The 20,758-nt window shown below is 72.4% G+C and carries 14 protein-coding genes; 3 read left to right on the top strand and 11 right to left on the bottom strand.

Annotated elements, in window-relative coordinates:
• Nucleotides 1-784: 784 nt before the first annotated feature.
• The 3 genes from BBK14_RS26795 to BBK14_RS26785 form a co-directional block, all read right to left on the bottom strand.
• Nucleotides 785-1,333, bottom strand: a complete 549-nt coding sequence (locus BBK14_RS26795; protein WP_071066012.1) for a helix-turn-helix transcriptional regulator — start codon at nucleotides 1,331-1,333, stop codon at nucleotides 785-787.
• Between the two features lie 241 nt (nucleotides 1,334-1,574).
• Nucleotides 1,575-2,537, bottom strand: a complete 963-nt coding sequence (locus tag BBK14_RS26790) for an electron transfer flavoprotein subunit alpha/FixB family protein (RefSeq protein WP_071066011.1) — start codon at nucleotides 2,535-2,537, stop codon at nucleotides 1,575-1,577.
• Nucleotides 2,538-2,551: 14 nt separating this feature from the next.
• Nucleotides 2,552-3,337: an electron transfer flavoprotein subunit beta/FixA family protein gene (locus BBK14_RS26785; protein ID WP_041253713.1), complete on the bottom strand. Its 786-nt coding sequence runs from the start codon at nucleotides 3,335-3,337 to the stop codon at nucleotides 2,552-2,554.
• 538 nt (nucleotides 3,338-3,875) lie between these two features.
• Here BBK14_RS26785 and BBK14_RS26780 point away from each other — a divergent pair.
• The gene (locus tag BBK14_RS26780; RefSeq protein ID WP_071066010.1) at nucleotides 3,876-5,615 is read left to right on the top strand and encodes an NsdA family TPR-like regulatory protein; all 1,740 of its coding nucleotides are present in this window, start codon (nucleotides 3,876-3,878) and stop codon (nucleotides 5,613-5,615) included.
• Between the two features lie 28 nt (nucleotides 5,616-5,643).
• Nucleotides 5,644-6,858, top strand: coding sequence for an endonuclease/exonuclease/phosphatase family protein (locus BBK14_RS26775; RefSeq protein ID WP_241831871.1), 1,215 nt, complete (start codon nucleotides 5,644-5,646; stop codon nucleotides 6,856-6,858).
• A gap of 106 nt (nucleotides 6,859-6,964) precedes the next feature.
• Here the strand turns inward: BBK14_RS26775 and BBK14_RS26770 are convergent, their stop codons facing one another.
• On the bottom strand, nucleotides 6,965-7,741 hold the full coding sequence (locus BBK14_RS26770; RefSeq protein ID WP_071066009.1) for an enoyl-CoA hydratase/isomerase family protein: 777 nt from the start codon (nucleotides 7,739-7,741) through the stop codon (nucleotides 6,965-6,967).
• A gap of 405 nt (nucleotides 7,742-8,146) precedes the next feature.
• On the opposite strand from BBK14_RS26770, the gene glgX reads away from it, so the two are divergent.
• The gene (gene glgX, locus BBK14_RS26765) at nucleotides 8,147-10,519 is read left to right on the top strand and encodes a glycogen debranching protein GlgX (protein ID WP_083391274.1); all 2,373 of its coding nucleotides are present in this window, start codon (nucleotides 8,147-8,149) and stop codon (nucleotides 10,517-10,519) included.
• Between the two features lie 74 nt (nucleotides 10,520-10,593).
• Here the strand turns inward: glgX and glgP are convergent, their stop codons facing one another.
• From glgP to BBK14_RS26730, 7 genes are all read right to left on the bottom strand, one after another.
• A complete protein-coding gene (gene glgP, locus BBK14_RS26760) occupies nucleotides 10,594-13,158 on the bottom strand; it encodes an alpha-glucan family phosphorylase (RefSeq protein ID WP_071066008.1) in 2,565 nt (854 codons plus the stop codon).
• A 168-nt stretch (nucleotides 13,159-13,326) separates the two neighbouring features.
• The gene (gene acs, locus BBK14_RS26755; RefSeq protein WP_071066016.1) at nucleotides 13,327-15,336 is read right to left on the bottom strand and encodes an acetate--CoA ligase; all 2,010 of its coding nucleotides are present in this window, start codon (nucleotides 15,334-15,336) and stop codon (nucleotides 13,327-13,329) included.
• A 166-nt stretch (nucleotides 15,337-15,502) separates the two neighbouring features.
• Nucleotides 15,503-15,838: a putative antibiotic biosynthesis monooxygenase gene (locus tag BBK14_RS26750; protein ID WP_241831870.1), complete on the bottom strand. Its 336-nt coding sequence runs from the start codon at nucleotides 15,836-15,838 to the stop codon at nucleotides 15,503-15,505.
• 74 nt (nucleotides 15,839-15,912) lie between these two features.
• Nucleotides 15,913-16,794: a sucrose-6-phosphate hydrolase gene (locus tag BBK14_RS26745; protein WP_420849198.1), complete on the bottom strand. Its 882-nt coding sequence runs from the start codon at nucleotides 16,792-16,794 to the stop codon at nucleotides 15,913-15,915.
• Nucleotides 16,791-17,960, bottom strand: a complete 1,170-nt coding sequence (locus BBK14_RS26740) for a cysteine protease StiP family protein (protein WP_071066006.1) — start codon at nucleotides 17,958-17,960, stop codon at nucleotides 16,791-16,793. The genes BBK14_RS26745 and BBK14_RS26740 overlap by 4 nt, the downstream gene beginning before the upstream one ends.
• Nucleotides 17,957-19,339, bottom strand: a complete 1,383-nt coding sequence (locus BBK14_RS26735) for a phosphoribosyltransferase family protein (RefSeq protein ID WP_071066015.1) — start codon at nucleotides 19,337-19,339, stop codon at nucleotides 17,957-17,959. The genes BBK14_RS26740 and BBK14_RS26735 overlap by 4 nt, the downstream gene beginning before the upstream one ends.
• A 14-nt stretch (nucleotides 19,340-19,353) precedes the next feature.
• Entirely contained in the window at nucleotides 19,354-20,547 is a 1,194-nt protein-coding gene (locus BBK14_RS26730; RefSeq protein ID WP_071066005.1) for an HpcH/HpaI aldolase/citrate lyase family protein, read from the bottom strand.
• Nucleotides 20,548-20,758 lie beyond the last annotated feature (211 nt).

The following is a 20,758-nucleotide window of genomic DNA, read 5'->3' as shown; positions in this document are numbered from 1 at the left end:
GGCCATGGACGGGGGTTAAAAAATATGGCACTGACTATTCGGTACGCTGTTGAGTTCTCAAGGAGCAGATGCGACCGTTCTTCGCCTTCCGGCGTCGCCCGGTGCGTCTTTTTCAGCTTACTCGGTGTTTCTGGCCTTTGTCAAACCGCTCCGTGTTGGCTGCGATTTGAACTTCGGCTTTTGCCGTATCCGTTTCGGCCTTTCGGCCCCGGCTGCGGCGACTCGGTCAAGTTACCGAGACTTTCGGGTTTGTGTCAAATCACTCCGGCCGAGCCGGTGACTGCCACTCTTTCAAACCTTACCGCACCGTTTTCGGGCCTCTTCCTCGGGGGGTCCATGCCCCCTCGGAGGATCCTGGCCCGCCAACGCCCTGGACTGTTCGTCCTGGGTGGGCGGCGAGATGGAACTATACACGAGCAATCCGCGGGGGTGCGTGGACCACCCCGACCTATGCAACCCAGGCCTGGACCGCCCCCACCCCCGCCCGCCGCCGAGCCCGACGAAGGCTCCCCGACCGCCTGTCACCGGCCACTGCCCGGCTTCCCCGGCGCCCCGCAGGCCTGCCCACGGTGGGTCTCTCCCGGCGAGTTCCGACGATTGCCTCCCGGCGTCGCCGCTTCAGGACTGCTACCCCATATCGAGCGCCCCGACACCCGTGCCCACGGGGAACATCCGTGGCCGGGTATCGCACGCTTCGACGTCCATGGCCGGGTATCGGTGTTCTCGCGGTTGCCTGCTGCGCCCAGGTGGCTTCCGATGCGCCCGAGAGCTGCCGGCTCGCGTTTCAGGGCCGTGGACGTCCACCCGCCGCCTCGGAGCGCTCGGCCGCCCACCGTGCCCAGCCGGCCAGGRCCTCGTACAGCCGCGCTCCGCCCTCGATCGCCAGGCGCAGCGACCGGTTCTGTGGGGTGTCGGGGAAGTCGCCGCGGTCGGTGGCCTGCGCGTAGGCGCGGTACCGGCCGGCCGCCGACGCGAAGAACTCGGCCTCGCGCACCAGGTGCTGGTTGAGGTCCGCCGGTTCCATGAGCCAGAAGAAGAACGACCGCAGCAGCGACTGGAGCCGCATGGTGTGGTCGACCTCCGACGGCTCACGCAGCCAGCGCCTGATCTCGTCCAGGCCGGAGTCGGTGATCCGGTAGGCCTTGCGGCCGCGGGGGCCCTCGCTGTCGATCTCGATCAGGCCGTCGCCGGCGAGCCGGCTCAGCTCCCCGTAGATCTGCGGGTGCCCGGCCGGCCAGACGGCGCCCAGCACCTGCTCGAATCGCCTCGTGAGGTCGTAGCCACTGGCCGGACCCTCCGCGAGCAGCCCCAGCAACCCGTGACGTAGCGACACTCAGACACCTCCCGCTCCCAGTTCGACACCGAGCGTAACCGTCGGTGGCGCGGACTGCCCCTGCTCAGGAGCCGGGGGCGGCGGGACCGGGAGAGGCTTCGGCCGGGAGACGACCTCAGCGCCCCGGGAACGGCGACGGCCGGGTGCGGCCCTCCGGACAGAGAGGGAACGCACCCGGCCGTCCTGCGCCCGGTCGGGACGGCCCGGTCGCGGGCCGTCCCGGATGGAGCGGCTCGGCTGGTCAGCCGGCCTTGTGCTTCTGGATCTCCTCGGTGAGCTGCGGGACGACGTTGAACAGGTCACCGACCAGTCCGTAGTCCGCGAACTCGAAGATCGGGGCCTCGGGGTCCTTGTTGACCGCCACGATCGTCTTCGAGGTCTGCATGCCGGCCCGGTGCTGGATGGCGCCGGAGATCCCGACCGCGATGTACAGCTGGGGCGACACCGTCTTACCGGTCTGGCCGACCTGGTTCTGGTGCGGGTACCAGCCGGCGTCGGTCGCGGCGCGCGAGGCGCCGACGGCCGCGCCGAGCGTGTCGGCCAGCTTCTCGACCAGCGCGAAGTGCTCGGCGGCACCCAGGCCACGACCGCCGGAGACGACGACCTGGGCCTCGGTGAGGTCCGGACGGCCGGACTTCGCCTCGACGACGCGGTCCACGATCTTCGCGCCCTTCGCGGCGTCGGAGATCGCGATGTCGACCGGGGTCTCCACCGGGGTCGTCGGCGCGGCCTCGGGTGCGGTCGAGTTCGGCCGGACGACGACGATCGGGGTGCCCTTGGTGACCTTCGAGTTGACGATCGTCGAACCGCCGAAGATGCCCTGGGTGGCCGTCAGGTCGGAGGTGAGCGCGGTGGCGTCCCAGATCAGGCCGGAATCCGTGCGGGCGGCCGTGCGGGCCGCGACCTCACGGGAGTCCGGCGTGGCCGCGGCCAGGACGGCTGCGGGCGAGACGTCCGCGACCAGCTTCGACAGGACCTCGGCCGCCGGCGCCCCGATGTAGTCGGCGACGTCTTCGGACTCGACCAGGTAGACCTTGGCCGCGCCGTACTGGGCCAGGTACTCCTTCGCCTTGGCGTAGCTGCCCGGGCCGCCGAGGAACACCGCCGAGGGCTCGCCGATCGTGCGGGCCAGCGTCAGCAGCTCGGCCGTGACCTTCTTCGGCTCGCCATCGCTGTGCTCGACGAGTACAAGAACTTCAGCCATCGAACAACAACCCCTCAGATGAGCTTCTGGGCCGCGAGGAACGCAGCGACCTTCGCGCCGCCATCGCCCTCGTCCTTGACGATGGTGCCGCTCTGGCGCGGCGGTGCCGGCTGCGCGTCGACAACCGTGGACGTCGCCCCGGCGAGGCCAACCGAGCCCGCGTCGAGACCGGCGTCGGCGGCCGAGAGCTTGGTCAGCGGCTTCTTCTTGGCCGCCATGATGCCCTTGAACGAGGGGTAACGCGGCTGGTTGATCTTCTCGACCACGCCCACGACGGCCGGCAGGGTCGCCTCGACGAGCGCGTAGCCGTTGTCGGCGAGGCGCTCGACGGAGACCTTGTTCGCGCCCGGGTCGACCGTGACCTTGCGGGCCTGCGTGAGCTGCGGCAGACCGAGACGCTCCGCGAGGAGGGCGCCCATGACGCCGCCTCGGGCGTCGGAGGCCTCCGAGGAGGTGATGATCAGGTCCGGCGAGAGCGTGGAGATCACCTTCGCCAGCGCGGCGGAGGTGGCGAGGGCGTCGGAGCCGTGCAGCGACTCGTCGGTCAGGTGCACCGCCTTGTCGGCGCCCATCGAGAGAGCCTTGCGGATCGTCTCGACGGCCTTCTCCGGCCCCATCGTGACGACCGTCACCTCGCCGCCATGGGCTTCCTTGATCTTCAGGGCCTCTTCGACCCCGTACTCGTCCATCTCGTTCATGACGTTGTCGACGCTCTTACGGTCGACCGTCTTGTCCGAGGCGTCGAGCTTCTTCTCCGCCCAGGTATCGGGAACCTGCTTGACGGTAACCACGATGTTCACGCCTTGGGGCCTCCGTAGCCAGCAATATCGATGTCGGTCCTCCACGCATCGTCGCATCTGACGCCCTGACATGCCCGATGATCGGCGCCGTGATGCAGGCCGCAATCCGCCCGCTCCGGGCATGTCAGCCCGGCGGCGACGGACATCCGGGAGACATCATCCGGACACAACGGCGCCGGCCGGCGCAGCCTCGACCGGCGTATCGCGACACGGCCGCCCACCCACGGCGACGGCCACCGACCGCGCGCGGCGGCGGGACGGGTAACGCCCACCGGGCGCGTCCGCGGGCGGACCGATCTGACGGATCGGCCATCGACGCCGCCCGGCACCACCGCGACAGCGGCCTGGTTTGCCATGATGTCTCCCACTTCGACCGCCCCTACCGCAAGAGGCCCGGGTCCCACCATGACCGTGCATTCCGGCCCACTACTGCACACCCTCTTCCTGAATGTGTGACCAATCGGCTACTTTCTGCCCCATGAGGTAGCCGAGGGCCTGGTAAAGGCCCATCCGGCCACATCGAGCAGACGGGGGTCCGATGGTCGCGGAAGAACTCATGGTGGCTGGGCCGCCCCTGGCCCTGTCGGGCCCGATCCGGCCGGGCCGCCTGTCGGCCCGTATCTCCCCGGACCACACCTCCCCGGAGATCATCCCGCCGGACCGCATCTCGACAGCGCAGTCCGCCGCCGACATCCCGGGCACGCACATCCCGGCCACCCAGCTCCCGAACAACCAGGTCCCGGCGCCGTCGATGGCATCCACCGGGCGCGCCAGGCCGACGGCGAAGGCTGCCGCGGGCAAGGCCGCCGGCGGAACGTCCACCGGCGCGGGTGGCGCTGGCGGCGCCAGCAACACCCGCGCAGGCGGCACCAGGGGTGCCGGTACCAGCCCCGACACCGGCGAATCCGGCACGCCGACCCTGTTCTCCCGCCTGCTCGCCGAGGCCAACGTCTCCGACACCCGCTTCGCACGTCAGGTCAACAACCGCGCCCGATCCCAGCGCCGCATCGAGCTCGGCCTGGCCCGGACGACCGTCGGGCACTGGCGCCGCGGCATGCGGCCCCGGGACCCGATGGTCGCCGAGCTGGCCGCGGCCGAACTCTCCGCCCTCGTCGGCTACCCGGTGACCCCCGCCGACCTCAGCTGGCGGGGCGAAGCCAGTGAACGCGACGACCTCGGCCTCGCCGTCGCGGACATCCCCGACGACACCCTGCGGACGCTCGCTGGACTTTCGGGACGAGACATGCGGCGACGTGACGTCCTACATGACGGGGCGGCCTTCGTCGCCACCGCCTTCGCCGACCCCGTGCTGTCCAGCCTCACCGGCATGATCCGCCGGATCAGCGCGGACGTCCCGTCCTCCCCGTCCGGCGGAGCGATGATCCGGGACATGACCGAGACGTTCCGCCGCCTGGACGCCCGGTTCGGCAGCAGTGAGATCCGCCCCCAGGTCGTGACGTTCCTGCACGACCGGACGCGGGCGGCCGTGGCAGGACCGGCCGACACCGACACCTTCGGCGCCCTCGCCGAGCTGGCCCAGTTCAGCGGCTGGCTCGCCCAGGACTGCAACCGCCAGGCACTGGCCCAGCGCTACTACATCCAGGCACTCACGCTGGCCGAGCACGCCGACGACGTCATGATGGCCGGCCGGGTGCTGTCCGCGATGAGCGACCAGTCCGCGGCCCTGGGGCACAACCGGCACAGTCTGTCCCTGGCGCGCGCGGCGATCGACCGGTCCGCCCGGCAGTCCGCGCCGGCCGTGCAGGCGATGCTGCAGGACAAGCTGGCGTGGGCCCTCGCCCGCAACGGCGACGAGGCCGGCTGCATGCGTGCCCTGGACGCGCTGGAGCGCACGATCTCCCGCGAGCCCGGCGACGCCCCGTCCTGGGCCGGGCACTACAACATCGGCGACGTGGCCGAGTGTCAGGGCCACTGCTTCCTCCTGCTGGGCCGGGCGGAGATGGCCGAGAAGCGGCTGCTGGAGGCACGTGACCTGCAGGGTCCGGCGCGGGCCCGGACCCGCGCGTACGCAGAGGCGGACCTGGCGCTGTCCTACCTGAAACGCCCGCGCCCCGAGCTCGAGGCGGCCCTCGAAGCCGGGTACCGGGCGGTTGAGGTGGCCGGTCCGGTGTCCTCCACCCGGATCGTCAACAAACTCGCCGAGCTGGACCGGACGATCGCCGGCTTCTCGAAAGCCGTCGCGGCCCGTGAGTGGCGCTCACGCGCCGCTGGTCTCGTGCGACCTTCCCCGCAGCGGCCGGAACCCGCCGTCGGCTGACCGGCGTGGACCGGGCACCCTATGTCCGGTGAGCCCCGCGAAGGGCATCGGCCGCCGCATCGGCCGACGCGCCCCCACCTCCAGCAACGGCACCAACATCGGCGGAGCTACCGACAGCGGCGGAAGCCGCGGAGGTAACGGCGGTGGGAGCGGCGGCGGCAACGGCGGAAGCGGAAGCGGCGGGGGTGACGTCGGTGCCGGGACGGGCACGGGCATCGGCGCGGGCGACATCCCGGCGATCCCGTCCGACCCGCCCGGCCGGGCAGGCGGGACGCATCCGCCGGCCCGGATCGCCCTGGTGCTCGCCGCCTGGGTCGTCACGGTGGCGCTCGCCGTCATCGCCGCAGTGCGCCTCGTCCACCTCGACGACGCGTTCGCCTGGCCGTTCGCCTCGTTCAACGCACTGACACCGCTGCTGTACCTGCCGGTCTACGCGGCGCTCGCGATCGGCTTCGCGCTGCGGCGCAACCTGCTCATGATCTTCTGTGCGCTGCTCGTAGTCGCCCACCTGGTCTGGGCGCTGCCCGAGGTCCTCCCCGGCGACGCCGACGACGTCCCGCAGGGCTCGGCCCGGCTGCGGGTGATGAGCGCGAACCTGCTCTACTCCAACACCGAGGCCGGCCGGCTGGGCCGGCAGATCGAGGYCGCCGACCCCGACGTCCTGGTGCTGGTCGAGCTCTCGCCGCTGACGTTGGCGGACGTCCAGGCGTCAGGTGCGCTGAAGGAGTACCGGTACTCCGAGGTCCACCCGCAGGACGGCGCGTTCGGCTCGGCGGTGTTCTCCCGCTTCCCGCTGTCGGACACGGCGGCACCCGAGGTGGCCGGCAGCATGTCACTGCGCACGACGGTGCGGGTCGACGAGCGCCGCTCCTTCGTCATGTACGCGGTACACACGATCTCGCCGACCAGCGGGGACTACGCGAAACGGTGGCGCGCCCAGCTCGACCACCTCCGCGAGGACGTCGAGACGTCGAAACTGCCGGTCGTGCTCGCCGGCGACTTCAACGCCACCCGCGACCACCGTCCGCTGCGCCGGCTGCTCTCCGCCGGTGTGCGCGACGCCCACGACGTCCTCGGCGCCGGTTGGACACCGACCTGGAACGCGAAAACGGTCGCGTTCCCACCGGTGCTGCGGATCGACCACGTCCTCGCGTCACCGGCCTTCGCGGTCACCGGCTACCAGGTCGGCTCCGAGTTCGGCAGCGACCACAAGCCGGTGACCGCCGACCTGGCCCTACGCTGACCAACCCGGCCCCGGGCCTGCACTGACCGAGCCGGGCCGAGCCTCGCGCCGGCCGGCCCGGACCGCAGACCGAGCCGGGGCCGATGTCGGGTGCTGCGACGGCTAGCTAGCGGCCGACGAAGTCGGCCTTGCCCGGGCCGCGCTCGATGAACGAGTCCATGCCGTGGCGGCGGTCCTCGGTACCGAACAGGCCGATGAACAGCGCCGACTCCAACCGCAGCGCCTCGGAGAGCGCGAGGTCGCCGCCGTCGTCGATCGCCTGCTTCGCCGCGGCCAGTGCCAGGGCGGGCCCCGTGACGAAGCGACCCGCCATCCGCAGGGCCTCGGCGTACACCTCATCGGCCGGGACGACCTTGTCGGCCAGCCCGATCGCCTCCGCCTCGGCGGCCCGCACCTGCCGGCCGCTGAAGACGAGATCCTTGGCCCGGGCCGGCCCGACGAGCCGCGGCAGGCGCTGCGTGCCACCGGCGCCCGGGATCACACCGAGGGTGATCTCGGGCAGCCCGACCTTCGCGTTCTCGGCGAAGACCCGGAAGTCGGCACACAGCGCGAGCTCCAGGCCGCCGCCGAGGGCATAGCCCGTGACGGCCGCGACGACCGGCTTCGGGATACGCGCCACCAGGTCGAAGGCCGCGGCCAGATCGCGGACCCAGCCGGTAATGCCAGCGACGTCCAGCCCCGCCATCTCCTTGATGTCCGCCCCGGCGGCGAACACCTTCTCGCCGCCGTAGATGACAACGGCCCGGACGTCCGCCCGGGCGGTGGCCTCGAGGGCGGCGGCGCGCAGCTCAGCGGCAAGCGCCGCGTTGAGCGCGTTCATCGGCGGCCGGTCCAGCCTGATCGTCCCGACACCGTCGGAGACCTCGAGCCGCACGACCGCCATCGCCAAACCTCCGCATCGTCGCGAAACCATGAATCCTCATCACGATTCCGCGCATCCGTGAGCCACCCGCCCGCCGGAGACTCCCCCGCCGGGCCGCAGCCAACACTAGACGAGTAGGCCTCCACGTTCAGGCCGCCAACAACCACCCCAAGACCACACTCAGCCCACGCCCTTCCCCGACGAGAGCCTGCCCGAGGCACACAAGCTCCCCCAGGCGCCGAAGGCCCTGAAGCCGGGCCGGGACCACGCCAGATGGGGCACCTCGGGCCCGGGTGGGGGCCGACAGGGTCCGGGCGTCGGCCAACTGGGTGCGCCGCGGGACGGGAAGTGACGCCGGTCACTTGGGATGGGTGGAGGTGAGAGTTCGGGGGACCACCGGATGATGTGGCGGTTAGCGTCGTTCCCATGATCCGCCCCGGCTCGGCCACCCCGCTCGGCGTGTGGTGGGACGGCGAGGGAGTCAACGTCGCCGTCGTGGCGCCCGGTGCCGACGCGGTGGATTTCTGTGTGTTCGACGGCCAGAACGGCTCGGGCGGCCAGAACGGCTCGGGCGCCACCGGCCGCACCGACCTCGGCACCGACCCGGTCCGCGGAACGGACGGTGGCGCGGAGACCACTTCAGGTGGTGAGACGCGGTACCGGCTTCCCGAACGGGACGGCGGTGTCTGGCACGGTTACATCGCCGGGGTGGGCCCGGGGCAGGCCTACGGCCTGCGGGCTCATGGGCCGTACGCGCCCGGGCGCGGCGAGCGGTACAACCCGGCGAAGCTGCTGCTCGACCCCTATGCGCGCCGGGTCACGGGAAGCTTCGTGCCCCATCCGGCGGTGCACGGGTATGTGGCCGGCGATCCCTACGGGCAGGACCCCGACGACCGGGACTCGGCACCGTATGTGCCAAAGGGCGTCGTGACCGGACCCGTCACGCGGCCTCCCGCGGGATCCGTCACGGGGTCTGCCGCCGGGTCCGTGACGGGGCCGGACCCGGCCGCGAACAGGCTGCGGACGGCCTGGGCCGACACGATCCTGTACGAGCTGCATGTCCGGGGCTTCACCATGCTTCACCCGGGGGTGCCCGAGCGGCTGCGCGGGACCTACGCCGGCCTGGCGCATCCGGCGGTCGTCGACCACCTGCTGCGGATCGGTGTCACCGCGGTCGAGCTGCTGCCCGTCCACGCGCACATCTCCGAGACGACGCTGCTGGAGAACGGCCGATCCAACTACTGGGGCTACAACACGCTGGCGTTCTTCGCCCCGCACCCCGGCTACGCGGCCACGGACGACCCCGTCGCCGAGTTTCGCGCCATGGTCGCCGCKCTGCACGACGCGGGTATCGAGGTGTTGCTCGACGTCGTCTACAACCACACCGCCGAGGGCAGCGAGCGCGGGCCGACACTGAGCCTGCGCGGCCTGGACAACATCGCCTACTACCGCGTCGAACCCACCGACCCGCGCCGCTACCGCGATGTCACCGGCTGCGGGAACACCGTCGACGCCACGTCGCCGCACGTCGTGCGCCTGATCTGCGACTCGCTGCGGTACTGGGTGTCCGAGATGGGGGTGGACGGGTTCCGCTTCGACCTGGCGACGGCGCTCGCGCGGTCACCGGACGGGTTCGAGCCGGCCGCGCCGCTGCTGACCGCGATCCAGGCCGACCCGCTGCTGTCCTCGGTCAAGCTGATCGCCGAGCCGTGGGACCTCGGCTGGGGCGGGTACCAGGTCGGCGCGTTCCCGGCGCCGTGGGCCGAGTGGAACGGCCGGTTCCGCGACACCCTGCGTGACATCTTCAGCGACCGCACCGGCAGCGTGGCGGATCTCGGGTACCGGATCACCGGCTCGTCCGACATCTACGAGCATTCGGGACGCCGGCCCTGGGCCTCGGTCAACTTCGTCACCGCGCACGACGGTTTCCCCCTCGCCGACCTGGTCTCGTACAACGAGAAGCACAACGAGGCCAACGGGGAGGGCAACCGGGACGGGGAGTCGGAGAACCGGTCGTCGAACCACGGCGCCGAGGGACCGACGGACGACCCGAAGATCCTCACGAACCGCCGCCGGGCCCGCCGGGCCCTGATCAGCACGTTGCTGCTGTCGGCCGGTGTGCCGATGCTGCTCGCCGGCGACGAGCTGGGACGTTCGCAGGGCGGCAACAACAACGCCTACTGCCAGGACAACGCGGTCTCCTGGCTCGCCTGGCCGAACGGAACGGCAGGAACCCCCGAGGCCGGTGGGCCCGGCGATGGGCCGGCCGGCGAGGTGCCGGCCGCGGATCCGGCAGGTCCCGATCCGGCGCTGGTCACGCTGGTGGGCGGGCTGAGCAGACTGCGACGGGCCGCGCCGGTGCTGCGGCGGCAGCGGTTCTTCCGCGGTGGCGCGCCGACCCCGCAGCGGCTGCCCGACATCACCTGGTTCCGGCAGGACGGCGCGGTGATGTCGGCCGCGGACTGGAACGCCCCGCAGGTGGCGATCCTGGTGGCGCACCTGGCCGGGGAGGGCATCGAGTGGACCGACGCCGCGGGCACGCCGATCACCGGGGAGAGCCTGCTGCTGGTCATCCATCCTGAGGGCGAGGACCGGACGGTCGTGCTCCCCGGGGCGCCCTGGGCGACCTGGTACGACCTGCTGCTCGACACCGCCGCGGACGACCTCGCCGGGTTCCCGGACACGATCACCGAGCCCCGCCGGACGCTGGCGGCCGGCGCGCAACTCGACGTGGCCGGACGAACAGTCCTCATCCTGCGGGCCCTCGGCGGCTCCGATTGCAGTGTGGCGGCCGAGTGAGTCCACGATGACACTCGGCCACCACACCGGCCGCCCTGGGCCCGGAGGCCGGAGGCCCAGGGCGCGGGGGTGGATCAGGGGTTTGTGACCAGGCCGAGTTCGGCTGGGCTTGCGGTGAGGCGGTGGCGGGGCAGGACTCGCACCGTGTAGCCGAAGGGGCCGGTCCGGCCGAGCGGGATCGTGCCCTCGTACCGGTGGCCGTGGCCGCCCTCCCCCTCACCCACGTCGGTCAGCGGGAGCGTGCCGGGCGCCATGATGCGGTCGGTCTCGTCCACCCGGCCGTAGGAGGCGATCACCTCGACGTCGGCCGGGTCGAGCCCGCCGAGGTCGACCGTCGCCCGCACGACCAGCGACTGGCCCACCTGGGGGGTGTCCCCGAGCCCGGCCGAGTCGACGTTGAGCACGTGGACGCCCGACCAGGCGCTGCGCACCCGGTGCTTCCAGGCCGCGAGGTCGCGCGCCCCGGCGAGGTCGCCCTCGGTGGCCTGGYGGGCCGACACCCCGGCGGGCACGTAGTAACGCTCGACGTACTCGCGCACCATCCGGGTCGCCAGCACCTGCGGGCCGAGCGTGGAGAGGGTGTGCTTGACCATCGCCGTCCACCGCGGCGGGGCGGACGTCGGCGTCGCCCGGTCGTAGAAGCGCGCCGTCACCGTGTTCTCGAGCAGGTCGTACAGGGCCGCCGACTCGATGTCGTCGCGGCGGTCGGGGTCCTCGACGCCGTCCGCGGTCGGGATGGCCCAACCGTTCTGACCGTCGAACATCTCGTCCCACCAGCCGTCCCGGATGGAGAGGTTCAGGCAGCCGTTGAGCGCCGCCTTCATCCCGGACGTGCCGCACGCCTCGAGCGGGCGCAGTGGGTTGTTCAGCCAGACGTCGCAGCCGGCGTAGAGGAAGCGGGCCATGCCGATGTCGTAGTCGGGCAGGAAGACGATCCGGTGGCGCACGGCCGGGTTGTCTGCGAACTGGACGATCTGCTGGACGAGCAGCTTGCCGCCGTCGTCGGCCGGGTGGGCCTTGCCCGCGATGACCATCTGGACGGGGCGGTCGGCGTGCAGCAGGAGCCGCTTGAGGCGCTCGGAGTCACGCAGCATCAGCGTGAGCCGCTTGTAGGACGGCACCCGGCGGGCGAACCCGATGGTGAGCACGTCCGGGTCGAAGACGGACTCGACCCAGTCGAGCTCGCCGGGGGCCGCGCCGCGCTGCAGCCAGGAGACGCGGACCCGGCGCCGAATCTCGGCGACGAGCTGCTCGCGCAGTTCCCGCCGGGTCGCCCAGATGGCCTCGTCGGACACCTTGTCGAACCGGATGAAGGCCTCGGCGCCGCCGCTGAGCAGGCCGGGGCCGGGCTGGCGGTCGGCCAGCTCGGTGATCGAGCGGGAGACCCAGGTCGGGGCGTGCACGCCGTTGGTCACCGAGCCGATCGGCACCTCGGCGTGGTCGAAGCCGGGCCACAGGCCGGCGAACATCTCCCGGCTGACGATGCCGTGCAGGCTGCTGACGCCGTTGGAGCGCTGGGCCAGCCGCAGGCCCATGTGGGCCATGTTGAACACGTTGGGGTCGGGCTCGGCGCCGAGCTCGAGCACCCGGTCGACCGGGACGCCGGGCCAGCTGTTGTCGCCGCCGAAGTGGCGGGCCACCAGGTCCTTCGGGAACCGGTCGATACCGGCGGGCACGGGCGTGTGGGTGGTGAACAGCGTGCCGGCGCGGGCGGCCTCCAGCGCCTCGTCGAAGCTCAGCCCGGTCTCGGTGAGCTCGCGGATGCGCTCCAGCCCGAGGAAGCCGGCGTGGCCCTCGTTGGTGTGGTAGACCTCCGGCGCCGGCGAGCCGGTGACGGCCGCGTAGGCGCGCAGCGCGCGGACGCCGCCGATCCCCAGCAGCATCTCCTGGAGGAGCCGGTGGTCGGTCCCGCCGCCGTAGAGGCGGTCGGTGACGCCCCGCTCGGCGGACTGGTTGTCCTCGACGTCGGAGTCGAGCAGCAGCAGCGGGACCCGTCCGACCTGCGCCTTCCAGATCTGGGCGTGCAGGGTGCGCCCCTCGGGCAGGCCGACGGCGACCTTCACCGGGGCGCCCTCGGCGTCGGTGAGCTGCGTCAGCGGCAGGCCGTGCGGGTCGATGCCGGGGTAGCGCTCCTGCTGCCAGCCGTCCCGCGACAGCGACTGGACGAAGTAGCCGGCCCGGTAGAGCAGGCCGACCCCGATGATCGGCACCCCGAGGTCGCTGGCGGTCTTCAGGTGGTCGCCGGCGAGGATGCCCAGGCCGCCCGAGTACTGCGGGAGGACCTCGGTGATCCCGAACTCCGGCGAGAAGTAGGCGATGGCGCTGGGTGCGCCCGGGATCGCCTGCTTCTGGTACCAGAGGTCGGAGGTCAGGTACTCCTGCAGGTCGTCCGCGGCGTCGGAGAGCCGGCGCAGGAACTTCCGGTCGGCGGAGAGCGCCACGAGCCGATCGTGGTCGACCTCGCCGAGCAGCCGGACGGGATCGCCCTCACAGACCCGCCACAGCTCCGGATCGACCGACTCGAACAGGTCGAGGGTCTCCGGATGCCACGACCAGCGAAGGTTCAGAACCAGCTCGCCCAGCGCAGCGAGCTGCTCCGGGAGCTGGGCACGGACAGTGAATCGGCGCAGCGCTCTCACGAGACGGGAAGCCTAAACAGGGTGCATGAACTCGCCGCACCCGGGTTCGACCCGCCGGTTGCCGAGCCGCAACAACTTCTCCACGATCCCCCCAAGACGGATATTCCGCACTCCGCGCCGCCCGTCCACCGCGCGGTGGACGGGCGGCGGGGACGGACGGGACGGCGGCTACTCGTCGGGGGCGGTGGCGACCTTCGCGGCGAGCGCGGACATGACCGCCGGGTCGCGCAGGGTCGTGACGTCACCGAGCTCGCGGCCCTCGGCGACGTCCCGCAGCAGCCGGCGCATGATCTTGCCGGACCGGGTCTTGGGCAGGTCGTCGGCCCAGATGATGCGGCGCGGGCGGGCCAGCTTGCCGATCCGGTGGGCGACGTGATCCCGGAGCTGGGAGACCATGGCGTCGTCGCCGACCAGCTCGCCGCGCAGCGTCACGAACGCGACGATCGCCTGGCCGGTGTCCTCGTCCGACTGGGCCACCACGGCCGCCTCGGCGACGGCCTCGTGCGCGACGATCGCGGACTCCACCTCGGCGGTGGACAGCCGGTGCCCCGACACGTTGATCACGTCGTCGATCCGGCCGATGATCCAGAAGTAGCCGTCCGCGTCGAGCCGCGCGGCGTCGCCCACGACGTAGGTGCGGGGACCGAACCGGGAGAAGTAGGTCTGCACGAACCGCTCGTCGTCGCGGTAGAGCGTGCGCAGCATGGACGGCCACGGGCTGGTGATCACCAGGACCCCGGTGCCCTCGGTGACCGGCTCGCCGTCCTCGGACAGCAGCGCCGGGCTGATCCCGGGCAGCGGCGTCGTCGCCGACCCCGGCTTGGTCGATGTCACCCCGGGGATCGGCGAGATCAGGATCGAGCCGGTCTCGGTCTGCCACCAGGTGTCGACGATCGGGCAGCGCCCGCCGCCGATCACCTGGTGGTACCACAGCCAGGCCTTCGGGTTGATCGGCTCGCCGACCGAGCCGAGCAGCCGCAGCGACGACAGGTCATGCCGCTCCGGGTACCGCGCTCCCCACTTGATGCACGCCCGGATGGCCGTCGGCGCGGTGTAGAAGACGGTGACCTTGTACTCGGCGATCAGCCGCCACCAGATGTCGTAGTCCGGGTAGTCCGGCGCGCCCTCGTACATCACGCTCGTCACGGCGTTCGACAGCGGGCCGTACACGATGTAGGAGTGGCCGGTGATCCAGCCGACGTCGGCGGAGCACCAGTAGACGTCGGTCTCCGGGTCGATGTCGAAGACCGTGCGGTGGGTGTACGTCGCACCGAGCAGGTAGCCGCCGGTGGTGTGCAGGATGCCCTTCGGCTTCGCCGTCGATCCGGAGCTGTACAGGATGAACAGCGGGTGCTCGGCGGAGAGCGGCACCGGCGGGCACAGCGGGTCGGCGGCGGCGAGCAGCTCGTGGTACCAGACGTCGCGACCGGCCGTCATCACCGTCTCGGCCCCGCCCACCGGCCCGGTGGAGCGGACGACCACGACGTGCTCCAGCTTCGGCAGGTCACCCAGCTCGGCGTCCACGCCGGCCTTGACCGCCGCGGTGCGGCCCTTGCGGCGGGCCCCGTCCACGGTGATCAGCACCTTGGCGTCGGAGACCTCCATCCGCTCCCGCACCGCGGACGGCGCGAAGCCACCGAAGACCACGTTGTGCACCGCGCCGATGCGGGCGCAGGCGAGCATGGCCACCGCGACCTCGGGGATCATCGGCAGGTAGATGCCGACGACGTCGCCCGGGACCACGCCGAGGGAACGCAGGCCGTTCGCCAGCCGCTGGGTGTCGGCGAGCAGCTCGGAGTAGGTGACGGCCCGACGCTCACCCTCCTCGCCGTGCCAGTGGTAGGCGACCCGGCCGCCCAGGCCGGCCGCCACGTGCCGGTCCAGGCAGTTGGCGGAGACATTGAGCTCGCCGTCGTCGAACCACTTGTAGAAGGGCGGGTTCGCGTCGTCGAGGACGCGGGTGAAGGGCTTCTGCCAGGTCAGCAGCTCGCGTGCCTTTCCCGCCCAGAAGGCCAGCGGGTCGGCGGCGGCCGCCGCCACGTCGGCGGCGTACGGCTGACGACGGGCGAAACCCGGCGGCGGGTCGAAGCGCTCCACGGTCTGCAGGCGCTCCAGCTCGGCCTCGAGCGCTCCACCGGCGCCGCCGCCGTCGCCGTCCGTCCCGCTTCCTGTGTGCATGCCTGCCACGGTCACGCGTTCCTCCTGCGTCGGCGAAGGCCCGAACAACGGCAGCCCGGACAACGCGGTCACCTACGGTTTCACCGGTGTATCACGAAGCCCCGCGACCTCCCAGGGCCACCGGGCCGCACGGGCGGCCCGGTTCAGCGGCGGGCGGGCGGGGCCGTCAGCCGACGGTGAGCGCGAGCAGGACCATCATGGCCTGCTTCCAGTTGGGCGACGGCGCACCGTCGGCGCCGTCCCCGAACCGGAACCAGCCGCTGAACGACAACCCCACGGTGCGGACGTCGAAACCGGCGAAATGCCGCCGCCCGTCCGCGAGGAGTTTCTCCCGGGCGGCTGAATCCAGCCATTCCTCCAGGTGCCGCATCGAGTCGTACCGGAAAAGCGCGACCCAGTGCTCCTGCACCCCGGGAACGAGCGGGGCATCCACATCGAGCAGGTCTGCCAGGAGGTCGGCGCGACGGCGTACGCGGCCTGGAACGCCAGGCCCGACCGCCACCCCTGCTGACCCACCTCCGGTACTGACCCACCTCCGGCTCTGCTCGGCAGGAGCGCGGCCCCGGGCCGCGATGGTTACCGGGCCGGCTCGGGGTGGGAGGTTGACCAGGTGTGGAGGAGGGTCAGCAGTTCCTCTGCCGCCAGGAGGCCGGTGGCGGTGGTCACCGTGAGGTTCGGGGCCTGCCAGCCCTGCTCGTGCAGCTCCCCGTGCGCCGGTCGGACGGCCAGGTCGGCGGCGGCGAGCATCGGCGCGTCGAGGACGGAGTCGCCCGCGGCCAGCACCCGGGACGCGCCGGCCCGGCGGGCGACCTCCGCGACGGCCGCCTGCTTGGTGAGGGCCGTCGGAACGAGGTAGACCTTGCGGCCCTGGGTGGACAGCGACCACCCCGCCGACGCCACCTCGGCGGCGACGTCGGACAGGTCGGGAATCGCCTCCCGGCTGTGCGCGACCAGGTAGACGAACAGGCCGTCCGCCACCCGGACGATGCGGGCCCATCCGGCGGCGTCGAGCCGGGCGGCCAGGGCCTCCATCTCCGCCAGCGGCGCGCAGGTGCCCGTGAGTCGGGCCGCGACCTGCTCCGCCCAGGCGGGGTCGGGCTCGCCGTCGACGAGCAGGTGCCCGCCGTTGGCCGCGATCGCGAACGCGGGGCGCACCCCGAGGTCGATCCGCCGGTACTGGGCGAGGGTCCGTGTGGTGACCGGGACGAAGACCGCCGTCCGGTGCAGGCGGGCGAGGATGTCGAGCGCGCGGGTGGTGGAGTAGGCCGAGGGGACGCCGTCGATCCGTTCGACCAGGGTCACCTCCGGCTCGGCCGTCCCGGAGACCAGCCGGAAGGACTTCCGGGCGAAGATCAGCGTCTGGTCGAGGTCGCAGGCCAGCAGGTGCGGACCGTCCGGTGCCGGTGCCGGTGCCGGTGCCGGCACCGGCACCGGCGCGGGGCGGGGCGGGGTGGTCACGGCGTCTCCGGGCGCCAGCGCGCCGCCGGGGTGTGGAACACCGGTCTCTCGCCGTCCGCGGCGCGTACCGGCCGCACCAGGCCGACGCAGGAGAAGGGCAGGTCGGCCATCTCCTCCACCGGCACCCCGCGCGCCTCGGCCAGCGCCAGGACGTGCGCGAGCTCGTCCAGCCGGTCGGGGGCGACGAGGATGCGCCACGGAACCCGGCGCAGCAGCACCCGGGTGGCCTCGCCCACCCCGGGCTTCACCATGATCACATCCGGGATGTCGAACCGCTCGGCGATGCGCTCGACGGCGGCCCAGCCCTCCCAGGTCGGTGTCCGGTCGGCGGCCCACAGCCGGGGCCAGGCCGCCTCGACCTCGTCGGCCACCTCGTCGAACCGGTCGACGACCGTGTCGATGAAGTGCCGGGAGAGGTCGTGCGGGAGGAGCTCCCGGTAGAACTTCGCGCCGTGGAAGTCGTCCGGGCCGATGTGCTCGGCGTTGAGCACCGTCCGGCTGACCAGCCCGCTGACCGTGGAGTTCAGGCAGGCGCTGGGGATGAGGAAGTCGTCGCGGGTGCCGAACAGCGGCACGCAGCGGGCCGGGTCGGCGAGCACGGCCAGGGTGTCGTCGACGCCGAGGCCGCGGACCGCCTCGGCCAGCACCCGGGTCATCACCCCCTTACCGGTCCATCCGTCGACGAACTGGATGGCCGCGCGGTCGTGACGGTCGGTGATGTGGCGCAGGGCGTTCATGTCGACGCCGCGGTCCTTGATGACCGAGATCGCGTAGTGGGGGACGTCCAGGCCGTGCCGGAGCGCGTACCAGCGACGCATCAGGATTCCGATCGGCGTGCCCGCGCGGGCGATCGAGGCGATCACCGGCGCGGGCTTGGTGTGCCGGACGAGCTCCGCGACGATCCCGGTCGCCAACGCCACCCGCCGTGCGGACCGCTCCAGCGCCTGGTGGTAGATCCGCAGGTAGGCGGCGTCGGGCTGGTACTCGATCGGCAGGTCCTCGGAGTAGTGCCGGCCGGACTGGAAGCCCTCCTCGCGGTCCTCCGTCGGCCGTTCGAGGTTCGCCGCGCTGAGGTCGGTGAGCAGGAAGGTGACATCCTCGGGCAGGTAGGAGCCGGAGCCGATCAGCGTTCGCCCGCCGGTCACGACGGGCCGCACCGCGCTCACCGGGCGTCCTCGGCGCCGCGCGCCGCCGGCACGTGGCAGGGGATGGTGACGACGGTGACGTCGGCGCAGCGGCGCAGCTCGGTGAGCAGGCCGTCCAGGTCGGGGCCGTCGGGGACCGGCCCGCGGTCGTCCATCCCCGAGTCCACAACGAGCACGATGTCGTCGTAGCGGCCCGGCGTCACGTTGTACACGTGGCTGACCCGCTCGGGGCCGTCGGGCGCCGGGAAGGTCAGCGCCGCCCGGATGGCGTAGCCGTCGACGTCGAGCGGATGGACCGGGGAGCGGGTCGTCGACTGGTAGACCACCCTGCGCCCGGTCAGTTCCGCCAGGCCGTCCGCCAGCCGCATCGGCACGTACATCAACTCCTCGGTACCCAGGACCAGGATGTCCCCGCCGCGGGCGGGGTCGGGCAGTCCCGCCAGGACGTCCTTCGCCACGGCCGGAACCGCGTCGGTGAGGCGCTCACGGGCGGCCGGGGACCAGCCGTGGCGTGCCCCGTCCGGCAGAGCCGCCGGCCAGCTCACCGCCACCCGGGTGACCCGGTGCTCCGCGCGGCCGCCGTCATCGTCGGCGACGCCGTCGCCGCCGCCGCCGCCCTCGGCAGGGGTCGGGGCGCCGAAAGCGGCGCGGATCCGGCTGGCCCGGGCCGTCACGTCCGCGGGCACCGTGACGGTCGCCGCGACGAGGGAGACGACGTCCAGGCGGATGCCGAGCTCGGCGGCGAGGGCGTCGAAGGCAGCCCGGGCGGACGGCGGCCGGGCGTCGACGAGCGCCGCCACTGCGTAGTCCGTTCGGGGGGCGAAGGCATGCAGGATGCGGATGGTGCCCATCGCCGTCCGTCCGGTCGACAGCTCGTCGTCGACGAGCAGCAGCCGGCCGGGGGTTTCCAGCACACCGGGATCGGCGGGCATGAGCCAGTGGTGGGTGGCGTGCGAGTGCGACTCGACGAATTCCAGGACAGGCGTGCTGCCCGGTACCCGGCGCCGCGTCGTGTGCAGGTAGTGGCTGTTCGGCAGGCCGTCGGCGACGGCGTGCCCGAGCGCGGTGGCGGTCTCGCAGTACCCGATGACGAGCGGGACCTCGGCCGCCCCCGGCCCGGGGCCGGCCCACCGGGCGGGTGCCGGCAGGGCCCGCACCCGTTCGGCCAGGCGGGCCGCCGCGTCCAGCGCGGTAGCCGGCGGCACCGGCAGGTGCTTGCCGAGGACCCGGCTGACGAGCAGGTGCGCCCGCAGCGGGTTGCGGCGCAGCGCCAGCCCGACGAGCCGGCGCAGCTCGGCCGCGTCCGCGGGCGCGGCCGGTTCGCCGCCGCGTACCTCGATCCCCAGCCCGAGCTCCTCCCACAGCCAGTCGGGGTCACGCGTCCGGTCCTGGCCGAGCATCCGATCCTGCCCGGTCACCGCAACGCGTCCTGCGTCGCGGCCAGAACGTCGACGAAGGTGAGGCCCTCGCGCAGCACGCCGAAGGCCCGTGCCCGCCGTTGCACGGCCTGCGCCCACGGCCGGTGCGGGCGCAGCTCGTTCATCTTGTTCGCGTAGCTGCTCGGCCGGACGCCGCCCGCGTCCCCCTCGAGGACCGCCTCCGCGTCCTCGTACTCCTCCTGGGTCACGACATACAGGGCGTGGACGGCCGGCACGTGGCTCGGGTGGATCACCGTCTTGCCGATCAGTCCGTTGGCCTTGTCGAGGACGACCTCCCGGATGAGCCGGTCGAGGTCGGCCGAGACGAGCTCCGTGCGGATCCGCGCGCCGCGCTCGCTGCCGTCGACGAGGTCGGCCTCCTCGAACGGCGTCACCCGCAGGGAGCTCACGAACAGGCGCTCGGGCTGGGCGAAGTACTCCCACACCGGGCCGGTGACGACGTGGTCGCCGCCGCGGGCGCAGATGTTCACGATGTCGGCGATGCAGTCACGTACCACCGCGATGTCGTAGATGGTCAGGTCACGGTCGCGGCGCAGGCCGAACACCCCGGACAGGTCGGTGGCGCCCAGCCGCACGGCCAGCACGTGGTCGGCGTGCTTGTCGATGAGGCGGCGCACGGCCGTCAGCGCCTCGATCCTGGTCTCGCGGTAGATCACCTGCGGGCTCTCCAGCACGGGCATCGCCCACAGCAGCCGGCCGAGGGTGTCGGACCCGCGCAGCACCGCCTCGAGCGCCGCCTCGCCGCTCTCCTCCCCGAACTTCGGCAGGACGAACCCGGCGAGCAGGGAGCGCGCGGGCCCGCCCAGCCGGGCCAGCAGCGCCGGGATCTGCGCGACGGCGCGCACCCGGACGAACAGCAGCGGCAGACCGTCACCGCAGACCGGCGGATCCTCCCCCAGGTCGGCGAGCGCCGCGGCCACGTTCGACTCGGCCCCGAGCACCTCGTGGTCGGCGATGGCGTCCTCCAGGCAGAGGACCATCGAGGTCACCCCGGCCGCCACCTGGCGGCGGACGTCCGAGGCCAGTCGCGGGCGGGTACCGGGGGCGTACAGGGTGGCGCCGAGCGCGGTGGCGACGAGCCGCCGGTCACCGCCGGTCGTGATCTCTTCCGGAGCTCGGTGGAACAGGGTCCTGGCGGCCTGGCCGTCCAGGAAGCTGAAGTGACGCAAGCGGCGCGCTCCTGTCGAGACGATCCGACGATCCGGGGACGGACGATCCGGCGGGCCTGCGCGAGCGATCCCGCGAGCCCTCGTAAGCGGGAACCGCAACCGCGCAGGTCACAGGGCGGGCTTGGACATGGTGCCCGGGGCTGACGCTACCGCGCCACTCCGGGAGTTCGACACGAAACAGCACACGACGCCTCCGTGCACAGGTGTTGGT

The organism is Parafrankia soli (assembly GCF_001854695.1).
Taxonomy (GTDB): Bacteria; Actinomycetota; Actinomycetes; order Frankiales; family Frankiaceae; genus Parafrankia; species Parafrankia soli.
The sequence above is the reverse complement of the archived record's forward strand: the minus strand, read 5'-3'. Positions and strand labels throughout refer to the sequence as shown.

Coding starts and splice junctions, on each gene's coding strand:
- BBK14_RS26790 (WP_071066011.1), bottom strand. CDS start 2,537: ATGGCTGAAGTTCTTGTACTCGTCGAGCACAGCGATGGCGAGCCGAAG.
- BBK14_RS26780 (WP_071066010.1), top strand. CDS start 3,876: ATGGTCGCGGAAGAACTCATGGTGGCTGGGCCGCCCCTGGCCCTGTCG.
- BBK14_RS26770 (WP_071066009.1), bottom strand. CDS start 7,741: ATGGCGGTCGTGCGGCTCGAGGTCTCCGACGGTGTCGGGACGATCAGG.
- acs (WP_071066016.1), bottom strand. CDS start 15,336: ATGCACACAGGAAGCGGGACGGACGGCGACGGCGGCGGCGCCGGTGGA.
- BBK14_RS26735 (WP_071066015.1), bottom strand. CDS start 19,339: ATGCTCGGCCAGGACCGGACGCGTGACCCCGACTGGCTGTGGGAGGAG.